Source organism: Pseudomonas sp. VMV1 (assembly GCF_056790235.1).
Map to the genome: position 1 here is coordinate 84,205 of NZ_JBXGSE010000001.1, position 18,687 is coordinate 102,891.

The following is an 18,687-nucleotide window of genomic DNA, read 5'->3' on the forward strand; positions in this document are numbered from 1 at the left end:
ATGTCGCAACCCATACGCCTCAAGGACCACGAGAAAGACGCCCAGCTCGTCCGCGCCCGCGTGATGGTCGGGGCGGCACTCTTTCTCGTGCTCGCCTGCGTACTGGTGGCGCGCATGTACTACCTGCAGGTCATCCAGTACCAGTACCACTCGACCCTCTCGGAAAACAACCGGGTCCACGTTCAGCCGATTCCGCCTACCCGCGGGCTGATCTACGACCGCAACGGCATCATCGTCGCCGACAACCGCCCCAGCTTCAGCCTGACCATCACCCGTGAGCGGGCTGACAACTGGCGGGAGACCCTCGATACCCTGGTTCAGGTCCTGGGCCTGACCGAGGAAGATCGCGAGCTGTTCGAGAAGCGCATGAAACAGGGCCGGCGGCCCTTCGAACCGGTGCCGGTGCTATTCGAGCTGACCGAGGAGCAGATCGCCAAGATCGCCGTCAACCAGTTCCGTCTACCCGGGGTCGAGGTGACGGCGCAGCTGGTGCGCCACTATCCCATGGGCGAGCACTTCGCTCATTCCGTGGGCTACGTCGGCCGGATCAACGAGCAGGAGCTCAAGCGCCTGGATCCGGTCAACTACAGCGGCACCCATCATATCGGCAAGACCGGCGTGGAGCGCTTCTACGAACCCGAGCTGCATGGCGAGGTGGGTTACGAGGAAGTGGAAACCAACGCCCGCGGCCGGGTGTTGCGGGTGCTCAATCGCACCGACCCCAAGCCGGGCAAGGACATCGTCCTGACCATCGATTCCCGCCTGCAGGCCGCCGCCGAAGCCGCCCTGGGCGGGCGCCGCGGTGCCATCGTCGCCATTCAGCCCAAGACCGGCGAGGTGCTGGCCATGGTCAGCCAGCCGAGCTACGACCCCAACCCCTTCGTTACCGGGATCAGCTTCAAGGAATATTCCGAGCTGCGCGATTCCATCGATCGCCCGCTCTACAACCGCGTGCTGCGCGGGCTCTACCCGCCGGGCTCGACCATCAAGCCGGCGGTGGCCATCGCCGGTCTCGACAGCGGCGCCACCACGCCCCAGGCGCGGATTTTCGATCCGGGCTACTACGAGCTGCCCAACTACGATCACAAGTACCGCAACTGGAACCACGGCGGCGAAGGCTACGTGGATCTGGACATGGCTCTGATGAGATCCAACGACACCTATTTCTACGATCTGGCCCACAAGATCGGCATCGACCGGCTCGCCGAGTACATGGGCAAGTTCGGGCTCGGGCAAAAGGTCGCCCTGGACATGTTCGAGGAGTCCCCGGGCCTGATGCCTTCGCGCCAGTGGAAGCGCGCTACCCGTAGGCAGGCCTGGTTCCCGGGTGAGACGCTGATTCTCGGTATTGGCCAGGGCTACATGCAGACCACGCCGCTGCAGCTGGCCCAGGTCACCACCCTGATCGCCAACCACGGCAAGTGGATCCGTCCGCACCTGGCCAGAACCCTGGACGGCCAGCCGCCGGTGGACACCAATCCCATGCCCGATATCCAGCTCAAGGACGACAGCTACTGGGATCGCGCAGTCCATGGCATGGAGATGGTGGTGCAGAATCCCCGCGGCACCGCGCACAAGATCAATGTCGGTGCCCAATACCGCATCGCCGGCAAGAGTGGTACCGCCCAGGTGGTCGCCATTCGCCAGAACGAGAGGTACAACTCGGCGGCGCTCAAGGAGCGGCACCGTGACCACGCCCTGTTCGTGGCCTTCGCCCCGGCGGACAATCCGCAGATCGCCGTGGCGGTGATGGTCGAGAACGGCGAGTCGGGTAGTGGCGTGGCCGCCCCGGTGGTGCGCCAGGTCCTCGACGCCTGGCTGCTCGATGACCAGGGCCATCTCAAGGCGGAATACGCCAAGCCCAGTACCGCTGCGGCCACTGCCGCCGCGACCAAGGTGCAGCCATGAGTCTTGCCCCCAACTTCGATCGCACCATCCCCGAAGGGGACGTGATGAAGCGGCGCGCCACCCTGCTGCAGCGCCTGCATATCGACGGTCCCCTGTTGATCCTGCTGCTGATGCTGGGCGCGACGGGCCTGTTCGTCCTCTACTCCGCAGGCGGTCGCAGCCTCGACCTGCTGTTCAAGCAGGCCAGCTCCTTTGGTCTCGGCCTGGTGGCCATGGCCATCGTCGCCCAGCTGGAGCCGCGCTTCATGGCGCGCTGGGTGCCGCTGGGCTACGTGATCGGCGTGGCCCTGCTGGTGGTGGTGGACGTCATGGGCCACAACGCCATGGGCGCCACTCGCTGGATCAACATTCCCGGGGTGATCCGCTTCCAGCCGTCGGAATTCATGAAGCTGCTGATGCCCATGATGATGGCCTGGTACCTGTCCAAGCGCAGCCTGCCACCGAACTTCAAGCACAGCCTGATCAGCCTGTCGCTGGTGGTGGTGCCCTTCGTGCTGATCCTCGACCAGCCCGACCTCGGCACTGCCATGCTGGTGCTGGCCTCGGGCGGCTTCGTGCTGTTCGTAGGCGGCCTGCAGTGGCGCTGGCTGATCGGCGCGGTGAGCGCCGCGGTGCCCATGGCCGTGGCCATGTGGTTCTTCGTCCTGCACGACTACCAGAAGCGCCGGATCCTGACCTTCCTCGATCCGGAAATGGATCCGCTGGGGGCCGGCTGGAACATCATCCAGTCCAAGGCCGCCATCGGCTCGGGTGGGGTGTTCGGCAAGGGCTGGCTGCTGGGTACCCAGTCTCATCTGGATTTTTTGCCGGAAAGTCACACGGACTTTATCATTGCCGTGCTCGGTGAAGAGTTCGGCATGGTGGGCGTCTGCCTGCTGCTGGTGCTCTATCTGCTGCTCATCGGTCGCGGGCTGACCATCACGGTGCAGGCCCAGACGTTGTTCGGCAAGTTGCTCGCCGGCGGCGTGACCATGACCTTTTTCGTCTATGTCTTCGTCAACATTGGCATGGTCAGCGGGCTCTTGCCCGTGGTGGGCGTACCGCTGCCTTTCATCAGTTATGGCGGCACCTCGGTGGTTACCTTGTTCACCGGGTTCGGAGTTTTGATGTCGATCCACACGCACCGCAAGTGGATCGCCCAGGTTTAACACGCAACACAGAGGGTTAGATGCCGACAATGGGATGGATGCATCGCTGCCTGCAGAGCCTGGGGCTCGCGGCGGCGATGGGCGTGACGACCGGTGTCGTCGCGGGTGACTACGACACGGCACCGCTGACGCGCGACTTCATCGCCGAGATGAGTCAGAGTTACGGCTTCGCCCCGGAACAGCTGCAGGCGCTGTTCGGCGAGGTCGAGCGCAAGCAGGCCATTCTCGACGCCATCTCGCGACCGGCCGAGCGGGTCAAGCCCTGGAGCGAATACCGGCCCATCTTCATCACCGATCGTCGCATCGCTCAGGGCGTCGAGTTCTGGAAGGCCCACGAAGAGGCACTTGCCCGTGCCGAGCGTGAATACGACGTACCGGCCCAGTTCATCGTCGCCATCATCGGCGTGGAAACCTTCTATGGGCGCAACACCGGTAACTACCGGGTGCTGGATGCGCTCTCGACCCTGGCCTTCGATTATCCGCCGCGTGCACCTTTCTTCCGCAGCCAGCTGCGGGAATTCCTGCTACTCGCCCGCGAACAGCAGGTCGATCCCCTCAGTCTCACCGGCTCCTATGCCGGTGCCATGGGGCTGCCGCAATTCATGCCGGGCAGCTTCCGCGCCTATGCGGTGGACTTCGACGGCGACGGCCACATCAACATCTGGTCCGACCCCACCGATGCGATCGGCAGCGTGGCCAACTACTTCAAGCGCCACGGCTGGTCCGGCCGCGGGCCTACCGCCATCCGTGCCCAGGTCAGCGGTGACCGGGTGGAGGAGGGCGTGGTGGCCGGGATCGAGCCGGTCAAGAGCGTCGCCGAGTTGCGCGCCCTGGGCTGGAACGCCCAAGACCCTGCCCTGCGTGACGATTTGCGTGTAACCTCGTTCCGCCTCGACGGAGACAAGGGACCGGAGTACTGGATGGGCCTGCCCAATTTCTACGCCATTACCCGATACAACCGCAGCGTCATGTACGCCATGGCGGTGACCGATCTGGCGACCGCCATTGCCGAGCGCCATGCCGTGGAGGGTGCCAAGCCGTGATGCGTCTGACTGCCATGGCGCGCCTGGCCGGCTGCCTGGGCCTCGGCCTGCTGCTGGTGAGCTGCTCCAGCCAGGCGCCCAAGCCGACCAGCAAGGGCGTCGCAGGGCCGGGTGGCTACCTGCGTCCGCACCGTGACGGCGCACCCTGGTGGGACGTGGACGTGAGCCGCATTCCCGATGCCGTGCCCATGCCCTACAACGGGCCGCTGAAGAACAACCCCTACACCGTGTTGGGCAAGACCTACTTCCCGCTGACCGACTCGCGCAACTACCGCGCGACCGGTACGGCTTCCTGGTATGGCACCAAGTTCCACGGCCAGGCCACCGCCAACGGCGAGACCTACGACCTCTATGGCATGACCGCCGCGCACAAGACCCTGCCGCTGCCCAGCTATGTACGGGTCACCAACCTGGACAATGGCCGCAGCGTCATCCTGCGCGTCAACGACCGCGGTCCCTTCTACTCCGACCGGGTCATCGATCTGTCCTTTGCCGCCGCCAAGAAGCTCGGCTACGCCGAGATCGGTACCGCACGGGTCAGCGTCGAGGGTATCGATCCGCAGCAGTACTGGGCCCAGCGCGGTCAGGCGGTGCCCATGGTGCTGGCGCAGCCGCGCCAGGCGCCGGTGGCCCAGAAAACCACCGAGACGCAGACCTTCGGCGCCATCGAGACCTATACGCCACCGGTCAACCAGCACGCCGAGCCGGTGACCCCGGCCGTCGTCGACGCAAAAAAAAACGTTTCTGTCCCAGCCGCTGGGCTCTATCTGCAGGTGGCGGCCTTCGCCAATCCGGACGCTGCGGAACTGCTCAAGGACAAGCTCAGCGACCTGACCGGTGCCCCGGTGTTCATCAGTTCGACGGTGCGCAACCAGCAGACCTTGCATCGGGTCCGTCTCGGACCGGTCCAGCCGGCTGAGGTCGCCCAGCTCCAGAACAGCGTACGCGTGGCCCGGCTGGGTCAGGCGTCTCTCGTGCAACCGGATTGAAGCAAGGATGCTTCATGACGCCCAGTCGCCGACCCCTGCCTTCGTGATCCGCCCCGTGCGGATCGAGGTGGGCCTGGTGTCCTGGGTCCGCTGCTCCTGCCATACCCCAACCTTTCAGAGATTCGGATGACAATCGCAAAAATCGCTCGACGCCTGCTCCTCCTAGTAACGATCGCCTGTGTCCCGGCCGTCTGGGCGGCCGAGACAATGGTCCCGGCAGCGCCCCAGCTGGCCGCCAAGGCCTGGATTCTCATGGATGCCAACAGCGGCGCCGTGCTCACCGAATCCAATTCCGACCAGCGCCTGCCGCCGGCCAGCCTGACCAAGCTGATGACCGCCTATATCGCCACCCTGGAAATCGACCGGGGGCGCATCAAGGAATCCGACATGGTCACCGTCAGCGAGCACGCCTGGCGTACCGGCGGTTCGCGGATGTTCATCAAGGTCGGTACCCAGGTGTCGGTCGGTGACCTGCTGCACGGCATCATCATCCAGTCCGGCAACGACGCCAGCGTCGCCCTGGCCGAGCACATCGCCGGCAGTGAAGATGCCTTCGCGGACATGATGAATACCACCGCGCAGAAGCTGGGCATGCAGAATACCCACTTCATGGACGCGACCGGTCTGCCGGACCCGAACCACTATTCCTCGGCCCATGACATGGCCATCCTGGCGCGCGCCATCATCAATGCCGATGCCCAGCATTACGCCATCTACTCCCAGAAGGAATTCTTCTGGAACAACATCAAGCAGCCCAACCGCAACCTGCTGCTGTGGCGCGACAAGACCGTCGACGGCCTGAAGACCGGCCACACCGACGAAGCCGGCTACTGCCTGGTGGCTTCGGCCGTACGCGACGGCATGCGCCTGGTCGCCGTGGTGTTCGGCACCAACAGCGAACAGGCCCGCGCCGCCGAGACCCAGAAGCTGCTGACCTACGGCTTCCGCTTCTTCGAGACCCAGTCCTTCTACAAGAAGGGCACCGAGCTGGCCAAGGCGCCGGTCTGGAAGGGCGACGCCCGTGAGGTCCAGGCCGGTCTGGCTAATGACCTGACCATGACCCTGCCGCGCGGCCAGGCCAAGAAGCTGCATGCCGAGATGGTGCTCAATCCGCAGCTGACCGCTCCCATCGCCCAGGGCCAGGTGATCGGCAAGGTCGAGGTGAAGCTGGATGACAAGGTGGTGCACACCGCCGACCTGGTCGCCTTGCAGCCGGTCGAGGAGGGTGGCCTCTTCCGTCGCCTGTGGGATAGCATTCGCCTGTTCTTCTACGGATTGTTCAACTGATCCGTTGTTCTGGAAAGGCCCGCGCTCGCGGGCCTTTCGCCCCCTGCCGACAGCGGTCGGCCTGGAAGTCCGCATGACCGAAGACGTACAACCCCCCAAGATCGAATTTCCCTGCCCGCGTTATCCCATCAAGGTGATCGGTGATGCCGCTGCCGATTTCGCCGAGCTGGTGCTCGATATTGTCCAGCGCCATGCGCCGGATCTCGACCGTGGCACCCTGGTGACCCGCGATAGCCGCAATGGTCGCTTTCTGTCGGTGCAGGTACTGATCACCGCTACCGGCGTGGATCAGCTGCAGGCCATTCATCAGGATCTGCGCGCCACCGGCCGCGTACACATGGTGATCTGATGACCATTCCCGCCCCGGCAAGCCTGGGCGTGCGCCGCTGGGGCCTGCGGCCCTACGAGGCGACCCTGGAGGCCATGCGCCGCTTCACCGATGAGCGCAGCGCCCAGACGGTCGATGAACTCTGGCTGCTCCAGCACCCCGCGGTCTTCACCCAGGGTCAGGCCGGCAAGCCCGAGCATCTGCTCGCCGTGGGCGACATTCCGGTGGTGCAGGTCGATCGTGGCGGCCAGGTCACGTACCATGGTCCCGGTCAGCTCATCGCCTATGTGCTGCTGGATGTTCGCCGCAAGGGCCTGGGCGTGAGAGAATTGGTCAGCGCCATGGAAGACAGCCTGATCGCGCTGCTCGCCGATTGGGGTGTGCAGGCCGAGGCCCGGGCCGATGCGCCGGGTGTCTATGTGGACGGCGCCAAGATCGCCTCGCTGGGGCTGCGCATCCGTAATGGGCGTTCCTTCCATGGACTGGCGCTCAACGTTGACATGGATCTGGCGCCCTTCCGCCGGATCAACCCCTGCGGTTATGCCGGCCTGGCCATGACCCAGCTCCGCGATCTGGTGACCGGGCCACTAGCTTTCGACGACGTCCGCGAGTCTCTGGTCCGTCACCTGAGTCTGCGCCTGGGCTACCCCGAACCGATCACCCTGGAATCGGATTGACATGACCACTACAGTACAAGACAGCGTCCAGACCCTTACCCCGCCCGCCCGCCCCAACAAGGTGGAAGCCGGCGTCAAGCTGCGCGGTGCCGAGAAGGTCGCGCGCATCCCGGTAAAGATCATTCCTACCGAGGAGCTGCCGCGTAAGCCGGACTGGATCCGCGTGCGCATCCCGGTTACCCCCGAGGTCGAGCGCATCAAGCAACTGCTGCGCAAGCACAAGCTACACAGCGTCTGCGAAGAGGCCTCCTGCCCGAACCTGGGCGAGTGCTTCTCCGGCGGCACCGCCACCTTCATGATCATGGGTGACATCTGCACCCGTCGCTGCCCCTTCTGCGACGTCGGCCACGGCCGGCCGAAGCCGCTGGACGTGGACGAGCCGAAGAATCTGGCAGTGGCTATCGCTGACCTGGGCCTCAAGTACGTGGTGATCACCTCGGTGGACCGCGACGACCTGCGTGACGGTGGTGCGCAGCACTTCGTCGACTGCCTGCGCGAGATCCGCAAGCTCACGCCCGGCATCCAGCTGGAGACCCTGGTACCCGACTATCGCGGCCGCATGGACGTCGCCCTGGCGATCACCGAGCAGGAGCCGCCGGATGTCTTCAACCACAACCTGGAGACCGTCCCGCGCCTGTACAAGGCCGCGCGCCCCGGTTCGGACTTCGAGTGGTCGCTCGACCTGCTGCAGAACTTCAAGAAGCGCGTGCCCCACGTGCCGACCAAGTCCGGCCTGATGCTGGGCCTGGGCGAGACCGACGAGGAAGTCATCGAGGTCATGCAGCGCATGCGCGAGCACGAGATCGACATGCTGACCCTCGGCCAGTACCTGCAGCCCTCGCGCAACCACCTGCCGGTGCAGCGCTTCGTCCACCCGGATACCTTCGCCTGGTTTGCCGAGGAAGGCGCCAGGATGGGCTTCAAGAACGTCGCTTCCGGTCCGCTGGTGCGCTCGTCCTACCACGCCGACCAGCAGGCGCACGGCGCCAAGAAGATCAGCTGATCCTCGCGTCGTAATAGAAAAGGGCAGCCACTGGCTGCCCTTTTTCATGCTGGCTGCGCAGCCAATCCCTCACCGACCCGCTTTTAGCGTCCTCTCCCTGAGGGAGAGGGTTGGGGAGAGGGCGCGCGCCATCAGCCGCGCAGCACGCCGTCCACCAGCGCCTTGGCTTCTTCCTGGATGCGGCCCAGGTGGGCTTCGCCCTCGAAGCTCTCCGCGTAGATCTTGTAGACGTCCTCGGTACCCGAGGGGCGGGCGGCGAACCAGCCGTTCTCGGTGACCACCTTGAGGCCACCGATGGCGGCGCCGTTGCCGGGAGCCTCGGTGAGGATCGCGGTGATTGGCTGGCCGGCCAGCTCCTTGGCCGTCACCTGGGCGGCGGACAGCTTGCCAAGGCGAGCCTTCTGCTCGCGGTCGGCGGCGGCGTCGATGCGCTGGTAGACCGGCGCGCCGAAGCGCTCGGTCAGGGCCTGGTAGCGCTCGCCCGGGTCCTTGCCGGTCACGGCGGTGATTTCCGCCGCCAGCAGGCCGAGGATGAGGCCGTCCTTGTCGGTGGACCAGGCGCCGCCAGCCTTGCGCAGGAAGGACGCGCCGGCGGATTCCTCGCCACCGAAGCCCAGACTGCCGTCCAGCAGGCCGTCGACGAACCACTTGAAGCCTACCGGCACTTCCACCACCTGGCGGCCGATGCCCTGGGCCACCCGGTCGATCATCGAGGAGGACACCAGGGTCTTGCCGATGCCGGCCTGCTGGCTCCACTGGGGTCTATGGGTGAACAGGTACTCGATGGCCACCGCCAGGTAATGGTTGGGGTTGAGCAGGCCCACGGAGCGGGCGACGATGCCGTGGCGGTCATGGTCGGTGTCGCAGGCGAAGGAGACGTCGAATCTGTCCTTGTTCTCGATCAGGCCGGCCATGGCATGGGGCGAGCTGCAGTCCATGCGGATCTTGCCGTCCCAGTCCAGGCGCATGAAGCGGAAGGTCTGATCGACACGGGTCGACAGCACCTCCAGCGGCAGGCCATAGCGCTCGGCGATGCGCGGCCAGTAGTGCACCCCGGCGCCGCCGAGGGGGTCGACGCCAAAGGTCAGGCCGGAGCCACGGATGGCGTCCAGGTCGATGACCTGGCCCAGCCCGCTGACATAGCTGTCGAGGAAATTGAATCTCTGGGTGGTGGCAGCCTTGAGCGCCTGGCGGTAATCCATGCGCTGGACACCTTCCAGACCGTTCGCCAGCAGGGCATTGGCACGGTCCTGGATCCATTTGGTGACGTTGGTGTCGGCCGGACCGCCATTGGTGGGGTTGTACTTGAAGCCGCCATCGGCCGGCGGGTTGTGCGACGGGGTGATGACGATGCCGTCGGCCAGGCCCGAGGTACGGCCGGCGTTGTATTCGAGGATGGCGTTGGACAGCGCCGGGGTGGGCGTATACCCCGGCTCACCGTTGGTCTCGGCGCAGCCCGCGTCGATACGGACGTCCACACCGTTGGCGGCCAGGACTTCCAGGGCGGAGATGAAGGCCGGCTCGGACAGCGCATGGGTGTCCATGCCCATGAACAGCGGACCGTCGACGCCCTGCGCCTTGCGGTATTCGCAAATGGCCTGGGTGATGGCGAGGATGTGCCACTCGTTGAAGCTGCCCTTGAGCGAGGAACCGCGGTGCCCGGAGGTGCCAAAGGCCACCTGCTGACCCGGATCGCTGGGCTCGGGGCGATCACTGTAATAGCGCGCCACCAGGCGCGGCAGATGGGTCAGGGTATTCTCGTCGGGGAGGCGTCCTGCGTTGGGAGCGAGCGTCATGAAAGCGTCCTGTATACGTCGGAAAGAGGCAGCGGTCGGGCATATGGCCTGGTCTGAACGGTAACCGCGGCTAGGTGGTTTTTCAGCCAAGCCCATAGACCTTGGCGCCGGCCGAAGGTGCAGCGTACACCGGCTGAGCCGCATAGCACTGTGACGGGCTCAGCCAAGATAGCCCAAGCGCAGCAGATAATGCAGGATGGCGTAAGCGCCCAACAGCAGCAAACCACCAAAGAACAGGCGACGGAACAGGTGTTCGTCCAGGCATAGGCGCACGCGCTGGCCCAGCCACATGCCTGCCAGGGCCGGTAGCAGCAGGAGGCTGGAGCCGCCCAGGCGTTCCACGGCCAGCGCGTCCTGCCACCAAAGGCCCATCAACAGCGCCAGGGTGGCCACGGTGAAGGTCAGCCCCAGGGCTTCGACCAGCCGCTCCTTGTCCAGGGCCAGGCTTTGCAGATAGGGCACCGCCGGCAGTACGAAGACGCCGGTCATGCCGGTGATCAGGCCGGTGACGAAGCCTACCAGCGGAGCGACCTTGCCTTCATGGCGACCCGGGGTGGGCGGGCGCCAACCCGTCCAGCCGATCACGCCATAGGCGACCAGTACCGCGCCTAGCCCGGCGGCGAGTCCGGCGCCGTCGCCGCGGGTCAGCAGCGGGATGCTGAGCAGGGTGCCTGGCACCAGTGCCAGTTGCAGCGGCAGCAGGCGCCTGAAGCTCTGCCAGGGGGCCGGACCGGCGCAGAATTGCCAGACATTGGTAAGCAAGGAGGGGATCAACAGCAGGGCAGCGGCTTCGGTCGGGGTCATCAGCAGCGCCAGCAGACTCATGGCGACGGTAGGCAGGCCCAGGCCGAGCAGTCCCTTGGTCAGCCCTGCCAGCAGAAAGATCAGGGTGCAGAGCAGCAGGGTCATGGTCGTCTCCGTGGGTGGAGGCGTTACCATGCTGCCCAGGACCGTGGGTGAGAAGCCGGGATTGGCGAAGGCTGCCTATGGTCGCGACAGAGGCTTCCTCGCCATGCGCTACGACCTGCTAGATCTCCGTCTCTTCGCCAATGTCGTCGCGGCGCGCAGCATCACCCTAGGCGCCGAGCGCACCCACTTGGCGTTGCCCTCGGCCAGCGCTCGTATCAAGGGCCTCGAAGAAAGCCTAGGTACGCCGCTGTTGATACGTCACGCTCGCGGTGTACGACCCACGCCCGCCGGCCTGACCCTGGAGCGCCATGCCCGGGCGATCCTGCAGCGGTTGGACGAGATGACCCAGGATCTCGTCGGCGCGGTGGCGGACAGCCGTACGCAGGTGCGGCTGCTGGGAAATGGCACGGCGGTGATGGAGCACCTCGATGAGCCGTTGGCGAAGTTCCTTCAGGCGCAGCCCACGGTGGATGTGGAGGTCGAGGAGCTCTCCAGCCCACGCATCGTTCTGGCGCTACGCGAAGGCCGCGCTGACCTGGGAATTTTCGTCGCGGCACCGGGTTTGGAAGATCTGCAGGTCCGGCCCTTCAGGACGGACCCGCTGATGCTGGTCGCCGCTCCAGGTAGCCTGCCCTTCAGGGAAGGGGAGGCGGTCGACTTCGCGCGACTGCTCGAGCAGCCCTTCGTCGGCCTGTCCCGTGGCAATGCCTTGCAGCTCCATGTGGAGGCCCAGGCAGCGCAATGGGGCCGGGAGCTGGCGATCCGTATCCGGGTGCCGAGTCCGGCCCAGGCCTGTGCGCTGGTCGCGCTCGGTCTAGGCGTGACTATCCTGCCGGCCGCGAGCCTGACGCGGGTGACGAGGGGATCGGCGCTGATCAGTCATCCGCTGAGCGATGCCTGGGCGCGCCGCGAGCTGGTGGCGGGCTGTCGGGATTTCGCCGAGCTGTCGTCGGCAGCGGCAGCCTTGCTGGAGACGTTGGTGCAGGGGCAAAGCGACAAGGCCGAAGACTGATGATCGACGACCCGGCCTCGGTTGAGGTGCGGGTCGTCGCCAGGCTCTAGCCGCGCAATTTTTCCAGCAGCTGATGATTGGGATAGCCGTCTGCGGGCCAACCCTGGGACTGCTGATAGGCGCGGATGGCCTTGCGGGTGTTGGCGCCGATGATGCCGTCGGCGCTGCCCGGATCCAGCCCCAGCGCAGCCAGGCGCTGCTGCAGTTCGACGCGCTCGCTGCGGCTCAGCGGCAGGTCATCGGTGGGCCAGCTGCCAGCGATCTGGCCGGCGTCGCGATAGCGCTCCGAGAGCAGCGCCACGCCCAGGGCATAGGAGCTGGAGTTGTTGTACCTGAGGATGGTGCGGAAGTTGTTGAACACCAGGAAGGCCGGGCCGCGATGGCCGGCAGGCAGTAGCAGCGAGGCGCTGTCGCTAGGCAGGGCCGCCGGCTGCGGCAGGCCGAGGCCCTGGACGCCCAGGGCGTTCCACTCGGCCAGGGTCTTGCGCACGCCCATGTCGGCCAGGCTGTAGTCGAAGTTGGCTGGTACCCGCACCTCGTAGCCCCAGGGCTTGCCATCCTGCCAGCCTGAGGCCTTGAGGTAGTTGGCGGTGGAGGCCAGGGCATCGGCAGTGGAGCCCCAGATGTCGCGGCGACCGTCGCCGTCGAAGTCCACCGCGTACTGGTCGTAGGTGGTGGGAATGAACTGAGTCTGGCCCATGGCGCCCGCCCAGGAGCCGATCATGCGGTCGGCGGTGACGTCGCCGTGCTGCAGGATGCCGAGGGCGGCGATGAGCTGGTCCTGGGCGAAGTCCGGGCGGCGACCTTCGTAGGCGAGGGTCGCCAGGGAGCGGATGACGCCCTTGTTGCCCATGTTGTTGCCGTAGTTGCTCTCCATGCCCCAGAAGGCCACCAGACGCGCGGGCTCGATGCCGTAGCGGGCTTCCAGGGAGGCCAGCAACCCCGCCTGTTGAATGAGCAGGCTCTTGCCATTGCGCACGCGCAGCGGCGAGACGGCGGATTCCAAGTATTCCCAGACCGGCTTGGTGAATTCGGGCTGGCTGCGATCGGCGGCGATCACTGCCGGATCGGGCTCGACGCCGGCAAAGGCCTGGTCGAAGGTCGCTGCCGAGACGCCACGGCCCAGCGCCAGGGTGCGGAAACGGCTACGCCACTGCTCGAAGCTCTCGTCCGGCTGGGGCATGGCCTCGGCCGCGTTGGCGGAGGCGTTCGCCGCAGGGGCGGGATTGGGCGAGGTCGGAGAGGAGGACGCCGTGGTGGGCGCCGTCTGAGTCTGGGCGCAGGCGGCCAGGGCGGCGGTCAGCAGGGTGACCAGGGTTCCGGCGAGGAGGCCGCCGGTCTTGAATCCGCGGGTTTTCCCGAATTGCATCTGTCTCCACCGGACGTCTAGGCAGGAAGCCTCACCTTAGCACGGCCCGGGTCCTGGCGTCTGGGCCTAGCTTTCAGGCGGCCAGAAAGACCGAAGCCTTCTCGTCTTGCAACGAGAAGGCTTCGCGGCGGTAGCTGCCTTTGCCCTTGGCGGGTCGCTCCTGGCGTGAGCGAAAACAGGGATCGCTGACGAGGACCTTGGCCTTGTTAGGGCCGCGGCTGTATTTCTTGGCCATGCGTGCGTACTCCGAAGGAGGGATGTCACCCCTTGATGGGGGCATGCCAGTCTATTGCAAGGGCCGGGGATTACAAGGAGCGGCTATGGCGAGGGCTTGGTCAGCGTCAGCCGCTTGCCAGCAAGCATCAGGGCGAGGCTGGCGAGGGTCAGCCAGACATCGCCAGGTGCCTGTCCCTTGATCTGTTCGTCGGCGACCTGGGCGTCCCGCAGCAGGGCTTCCAGACGGCGTGCGCCCTGGCGCTGCAGGGCCCGACTGACCAGGGGGCGGCGCTTGTCCCACACCGGCGGCTTGACCTGAGTGAAGGCGCGCTCCAGGGGCGTGCCGCTTTCCTGCAGGTAGGCCAGGTTGGCCAGCAGGCGTAGTTCGCGGGCCAGGGCCCAGAGCACCACGGCCGCTTCCACGCCTTCACCGCGCAGGCCTTCGAGGATGCGCACTGCATGCTCGGCATCACCGGCCAGGGCAGCGTCGAGCAGGCCGAAGACGTCGTAGCGGGCGCTGTCGGCCACCGTGGCGCGTACCGTCTCGGCGTCCACCTGGGAGCCCTCGGTGAGCAGGCGGAGCTTTTCGATTTCCTGGGCAGCGGCCAGCAGATTGCCTTCCACCCGCTCGGCGATCAGCTCGACGGCTTCAGGGGTGGCGGCCAGGCCCAGACGCGACAGACGCTGGTTGATCCACTGCGGCAACTGCGCCAGTTCCACCGGCCAGATCTGCACGAATTGCGCCTGCTCGTGCTCCAGCAGGGCCTTGGCCCACTTGGTCTTCTGGGCCGCGGCATCGAGCCGCGGCAGGCTGATCAGCAGCAGGGTGTCTTCGGCGGGGCGTGCCAGGTAGTCGAGCAGGGCGGCGGAACCCTTGTCGCCGGGCTTGCCGGTGGGCAGGCGCAATTCGAGGATGCGTTTCTGGGCGAACAGCGAAAGGCTGGCGCCGGCCTCGTAGAGACGGCCCCAGTCGAACCCGGCATCGACGTCGAAGACCTCGCGTTCGTCGAAACCCTGGGCGCGGGCCGCGCCGCGAATGGCGTCACTGGCTTCCTGGCATAGCAGGGGCTCATCGCCGCTGACGGCATAGACGGCGGCCAGCGAGCCCTGGAGCTGCTTGCCCAGCTGGTTAGCGTTAAGTTTCATGGTGAACCGGGATGGCAACCCGGAGCCTGGCGGCTCCGGGTGCGACGCTTAGCGCGCGGGGGTGGGGATTTCGATGGGCGACTGCTGCGGCGGGGCGGACTCGCGGGCGCGGCGGTCGGCTTCGGCCTTGGCGGCGGCGCGGGCGTCGGCGTCGCGTTGCAGCTTGTCCAGACGCTCCGGCGTCAGGGCCTGCAGGCGAGCGGCCAGCTGCTGCACCAGTTCGCGACGCATCTCGCGGCGCAGCTGGTCCTTCTGCTGTTCGGAACCGACGATGTTGTTCTGGTCGGTCACGTAATAGCGCTGGGTTTCCAGGTAGTCGCTGACCAGCACCGCCTGGTTCTTGCCGACGATGGTGTAGGGCTGACGGGTAGTCAGCTCCACTTCGGCACTGCGGGCGCCGCTGGTGTAGCTGGCCGTGCGCTCGCTCTGGGCTTCGCCACCCAGATCCAGGGTGTAGGGCGCACCCGAGGTGATCCGGACATGGGCGTCTTCGAGCATGTCGCGCACGTCCTTGACGGTCTGGCCGTAGGCGTCGCGCGCCGTCAGGTTCAGCTCGTTCACGGTCAGGCGCGTTTCGCCGGTGCCGCGCAGCTGGAAGCCGCAGGCCGTCAGCAAGGTCGCCAGGCCGACTACCGCAAGGCCGGGGAGAATCCGTTTCTTCATCTGTTGTCTGCTCCGTTCGCGTGTCTTAGTTGGCGACGATGTTGACCAGTTTACCCGGGACCACGACGACCTTGCGGATGGTCAGGCCCTCGGTGAAGCGTGCCACGTTCTCGTTGGCGCGGGCGGCGGCCTCGATGGCCTCGCGGCTGGCGTCGGCCGGTACCTCGATCTGGCCGCGCAGCTTGCCGTTCACCTGGATGACGATCTGCAGGCTGTCCTGCACCAGGGCGCTTTCGTCCACCTGCGGCCAGCGAGCATCGATGACCGCGTCGCTGTGGCCCAGCTGCTGCCAGAGGCCGTGGGCGATGTGCGGGGTGATGGGCGCCAGCAGCAGGGTGACGGCCTCCAGGCCTTCCTGCAGCAGACGGCGATCGGTATCGCTGTCCTGGGCGGCCTTTTCCAGCACGTTCATCAGGGTCATGACCGCGGCGATGGCGGTGTTGAACTTGTGATGCTGACCGATATCCTGGCTGGCCTGGCGGATGGCCAGGTGGATGGCGCGGCGTACGTCCTTCTGGGCGGGCGACTGCTCGCCGAGGGCGCCGGCGCTCGGCAGCCCCTGGCCCACATGGGCCTGGGCCAGACGCCAGACACGACGCAGGAAACGGCTGGCGCCTTCGACGCCGGAGTCGGACCATTCCAGGCTCATGTCCGGCGGCGAGGCGAACATCATGAACAGGCGGCAGGTGTCGGCGCCGTACTGGTCGATCATCGCCTGGGGGTCGACGCCGTTGTTCTTCGACTTGGACATCTTCTCGACGCCGCCGATTTCCACCGGCTGGCCATCGCTCTTCAGGCGCGCGCCGATCACCTTGGCCTTGGCATCGCGCTCCACCTCGACATCGGCCGGGTTGAACCAGTCCTTGCTGCCGTTGGGATTGGTGCGGTAGTAGGTCTCGGCCACCACCATGCCCTGGGTCAGCAGGTTCTCGAAGGGCTCGTCGGAATCGATCAGGCCCTGGTCACGCATCAGCTTGTGGAAGAAGCGCGAGTAGAGCAGGTGCAGGATGGCGTGCTCGATGCCGCCGATGTACTGGTCGACGGGCAGCCAGTAGTTGGCTTCTTCCTTGTCCAGCATGCCGCCGGTGAAATTGGGCGAAGCATAGCGGGCGAAGTACCAGGAGCTTTCGACGAAGGTATCCATGGTGTCGGTTTCGCGGCGGGCCGGCTGGCCGTTGCGCGGATCGACGGTCTCGTAGAATTCGGGCATGCGCGCCAGGGGCGAGCCGGCGCCATCGGGTACCACGTCTTCGGGCAGCACCACCGGCAGCAGGTCGGCGGGCACCGGGATGTCGACGCCGTCGTCACCGTGGATAATGGGGATCGGGCAGCCCCAGTAGCGCTGGCGGCTGATGCCCCAGTCGCGCAGGCGGAACTGGGTGCGCGGCTGACCCAGGCCCTTGGCCTGCAGATCGGCGCCGATGGCGTCGAAGGCGGCGTCGTAGGCGAGGTTGTCGTAGGCGCCGGAATTGATCAGGAAGCCTTCCTTGCTGCCGTACCAGTCCTTCCACTGCACCGGGTCGAACTGGTAGCGCTCGTATTCCGCGGGGCTGTAGTCGTCCGGATTGGCCAGCACACGGGTGGCCTCTTCGGTATCCACCACCTGGACGATGGGCAGCTGGTACTTGTTGGCGAATTCGAAGTCACGCTCGTCGTGACCGGGGACGGCCATGACCGCACCGTCGCCATAGTGCATCAGTACATAGTTGGCGACCCACACCGGCAAGCGGGCATCGGTCAGCGGATGACGGACGAACAGGCCGGTATCCAGGCCTTTCTTCTCCTGGGTGGCGATGTCGGCCTCGGCGACGCCGCCGCGCTTGCACTCGTCGATGAAGTCCTGCAGCTGGGCATTGCCCTGGGCGGCCTGGGTGGCCAGCGGGTGTTCGGCGGCCACGGCGACATAGGTGGCGCCGAGCAGGGTATCGGGGCGGGTGGTGAAGACCTTCAGGGTGCCTTCGGCGCCGATGCTCTCCTGGTCATAGGGGAACTGCACCTCCATGCCGCGGGACTTGCCGATCCAGTTGCGCTGCATGGTCTTGACCTGCTCGGGCCAGCCGGGCAGGCCGTCGAGGGAGGTCAGCAGCTCTTCCGCATAGTCGGTGATGCGGAAGTAGTACATGGGGATCTCGCGCTTCTCGATCAGCGCACCGCTGCGCCAGCCGCGGCCGTCGATGACCTGCTCGTTGGCCAGTACGGTCTGGTCCACCGGGTCCCAGTTCACCGTGCCGTTCTTGCGGTAGATGATGCCCTTCTCGAACAGCTGGGTGAACAGCCACTGCTCCCAGCGATAGTAGTCGGGCTTGCAGGTGGTGACCTCACGGGACCAGTCGATCGCCAGACCCAGGCTCTGCAGCTGGGACTTCATGTAGGCGATGTTCTCGTAGGTCCACTTGGCCGGGGCCACGCCGTTCTTCATGGCGGCGTTTTCGGCGGGCATGCCGAAGGCGTCCCAACCCATGGGCTGCAGGACGTTCTTGCCCAGCATCCGCTGGTAGCGGGCAATGACGTCGCCGATGGTGTAGTTGCGCACGTGCCCCATGTGCAGCTTGCCGCTGGGGTAGGGGAACATCGACAGGCAGTAGAACTTCTCCTGGCCCGGGCGCATGGTGGCCTTGAAGGACAGATTCTGGTCCCAGAAGGACTGGGCGGCGGCTTCTATTTCGCGGGGCTGATAGTGTTCTTGCATGGGCGTGTCGAGGGCTGCAGAGGCGTTTGATCGAGCCGCCAAGCATACATGACCCCCCGAGCGCGGGGAAATGTCCCGGTCCGCCGCTTGTTTCGCATTCCGGGGGAGGCAGGGTCCAGAGGGCCGTACTAGGCTATTCGAACGTCTGTTCAATTATCCGGGAGGATGATCGCCATCATGGGAAAGTTTCGACGCGAGTCCGAAAAGCTGCCCGTCGACGTACGCCTGCAACGCCGCCTGGCCCTGGCGCTGGATGAGGCCGCCACCCAGGAGCGCCTCTACGACAGCGCTGACGGGGAAATAGAGGTGCAGGGCCTGAGTCCGGCCGAGTACGCCCTGATCAGGCGCTGGCTGGAACGTCACCAGGCGACGGAGGCGGCCATGGCCTGCTGCCTGGGCTGCGGACGGGTACAGCCGGTGGGATCCTTCTGCAGTCACTGCCAGGGACGCCAGGTCCTGGTCGAGAGTCCTTCTGCTCGGGTTCGCGCTCCCCTACACTGAGCG

17 protein-coding genes are annotated in these 18,687 nt (G+C 66.0%); 10 read left to right on the top strand and 7 right to left on the bottom strand.

Annotated features, from left to right (window positions below; all coding sequences use genetic code 11):
* From mrdA to lipA, 8 genes are all read left to right on the top strand, one after another.
* On the top strand, positions 1-1,908 hold the full coding sequence (gene mrdA / locus ACUCV0_RS00415; protein ID WP_059313889.1) for a penicillin-binding protein 2: 1,908 nt from the start codon (positions 1-3) through the stop codon (positions 1,906-1,908).
* A gap of 44 nt (positions 1,909-1,952) precedes the next feature.
* Positions 1,953-3,056 carry a rod shape-determining protein RodA gene (rodA, locus tag ACUCV0_RS00420; protein WP_156428989.1) on the top strand — a complete coding sequence of 368 codons (1,104 nt, stop codon included), beginning with the start codon at positions 1,953-1,955 and terminating at the stop codon, positions 3,054-3,056.
* A 20-nt stretch (positions 3,057-3,076) separates the two neighbouring features.
* Positions 3,077-4,099, top strand: coding sequence for a lytic murein transglycosylase B (gene mltB / locus ACUCV0_RS00425; RefSeq protein ID WP_482211745.1), 1,023 nt, complete (start codon positions 3,077-3,079; stop codon positions 4,097-4,099).
* Positions 4,099-5,088: a septal ring lytic transglycosylase RlpA family protein gene (locus ACUCV0_RS00430; RefSeq protein WP_059313892.1), complete on the top strand. Its 990-nt coding sequence runs from the start codon at positions 4,099-4,101 to the stop codon at positions 5,086-5,088. Before mltB ends, ACUCV0_RS00430 begins: the two co-directional genes overlap by 1 nt.
* Positions 5,089-5,214: 126 nt before the next feature.
* Positions 5,215-6,375: a D-alanyl-D-alanine carboxypeptidase family protein gene (locus tag ACUCV0_RS00435; RefSeq protein WP_059313893.1), complete on the top strand. Its 1,161-nt coding sequence runs from the start codon at positions 5,215-5,217 to the stop codon at positions 6,373-6,375.
* 73 nt (positions 6,376-6,448) lie between these two features.
* Positions 6,449-6,724: a DUF493 domain-containing protein gene (locus ACUCV0_RS00440; RefSeq protein ID WP_271654106.1), complete on the top strand. Its 276-nt coding sequence runs from the start codon at positions 6,449-6,451 to the stop codon at positions 6,722-6,724.
* On the top strand, positions 6,724-7,380 hold the full coding sequence (gene lipB, locus ACUCV0_RS00445; protein ID WP_059313895.1) for a lipoyl(octanoyl) transferase LipB: 657 nt from the start codon (positions 6,724-6,726) through the stop codon (positions 7,378-7,380). Before ACUCV0_RS00440 ends, lipB begins: the two co-directional genes overlap by 1 nt.
* Before the next feature lies 1 nt (position 7,381).
* A complete protein-coding gene (lipA, locus tag ACUCV0_RS00450; RefSeq protein WP_271654108.1) occupies positions 7,382-8,383 on the top strand; it encodes a lipoyl synthase in 1,002 nt (333 codons plus the stop codon).
* A 131-nt stretch (positions 8,384-8,514) separates the two neighbouring features.
* Here the strand turns inward: lipA and pgm are convergent, their stop codons facing one another.
* Positions 8,515-10,179 carry a phosphoglucomutase (alpha-D-glucose-1,6-bisphosphate-dependent) gene (pgm, locus tag ACUCV0_RS00455; protein ID WP_482211746.1) on the bottom strand — a complete coding sequence of 555 codons (1,665 nt, stop codon included), beginning with the start codon at positions 10,177-10,179 and terminating at the stop codon, positions 8,515-8,517.
* Between the two features lie 159 nt (positions 10,180-10,338).
* Positions 10,339-11,088 (bottom strand): TSUP family transporter, encoded by a 750-nt coding sequence (locus ACUCV0_RS00460; protein WP_482211747.1) that lies wholly within the window; start codon positions 11,086-11,088, stop codon positions 10,339-10,341.
* 28 nt (positions 11,089-11,116) lie between these two features.
* Here ACUCV0_RS00460 and ACUCV0_RS00465 point away from each other — a divergent pair, with 28 nt between their 5' ends.
* Complete coding sequence (locus ACUCV0_RS00465; protein ID WP_482211748.1) at positions 11,117-12,100, top strand: LysR family transcriptional regulator; 984 nt, start codon at positions 11,117-11,119, stop codon at positions 12,098-12,100.
* Between the two features lie 46 nt (positions 12,101-12,146).
* Here the strand turns inward: ACUCV0_RS00465 and ACUCV0_RS00470 are convergent, their stop codons facing one another.
* The 5 genes from ACUCV0_RS00470 to leuS form a co-directional block, all read right to left on the bottom strand.
* Positions 12,147-13,469, bottom strand: coding sequence for a lytic murein transglycosylase (locus ACUCV0_RS00470; protein WP_482211749.1), 1,323 nt, complete (start codon positions 13,467-13,469; stop codon positions 12,147-12,149).
* Positions 13,470-13,542: 73 nt separating this feature from the next.
* Complete coding sequence (gene arfA / locus ACUCV0_RS00475; RefSeq protein ID WP_059313899.1) at positions 13,543-13,704, bottom strand: alternative ribosome rescue factor ArfA; 162 nt, start codon at positions 13,702-13,704, stop codon at positions 13,543-13,545.
* An 83-nt stretch (positions 13,705-13,787) separates the two neighbouring features.
* Complete coding sequence (gene holA, locus ACUCV0_RS00480) at positions 13,788-14,831, bottom strand: DNA polymerase III subunit delta (protein ID WP_059313900.1); 1,044 nt, start codon at positions 14,829-14,831, stop codon at positions 13,788-13,790.
* Positions 14,832-14,879: 48 nt separating this feature from the next.
* Complete coding sequence (locus ACUCV0_RS00485) at positions 14,880-15,494, bottom strand: LPS-assembly lipoprotein LptE (RefSeq protein WP_059313901.1); 615 nt, start codon at positions 15,492-15,494, stop codon at positions 14,880-14,882.
* Positions 15,495-15,519: 25 nt separating this feature from the next.
* Positions 15,520-18,183, bottom strand: a complete 2,664-nt coding sequence (leuS, locus tag ACUCV0_RS00490) for a leucine--tRNA ligase (protein ID WP_482211750.1) — start codon at positions 18,181-18,183, stop codon at positions 15,520-15,522.
* 177 nt (positions 18,184-18,360) lie between these two features.
* Between leuS and ACUCV0_RS00495 the strand changes: the two genes are divergently transcribed.
* Positions 18,361-18,684: a hypothetical protein gene (locus tag ACUCV0_RS00495; RefSeq protein ID WP_237140571.1), complete on the top strand. Its 324-nt coding sequence runs from the start codon at positions 18,361-18,363 to the stop codon at positions 18,682-18,684.
* Positions 18,685-18,687: the final 3 nt, after the last annotated feature.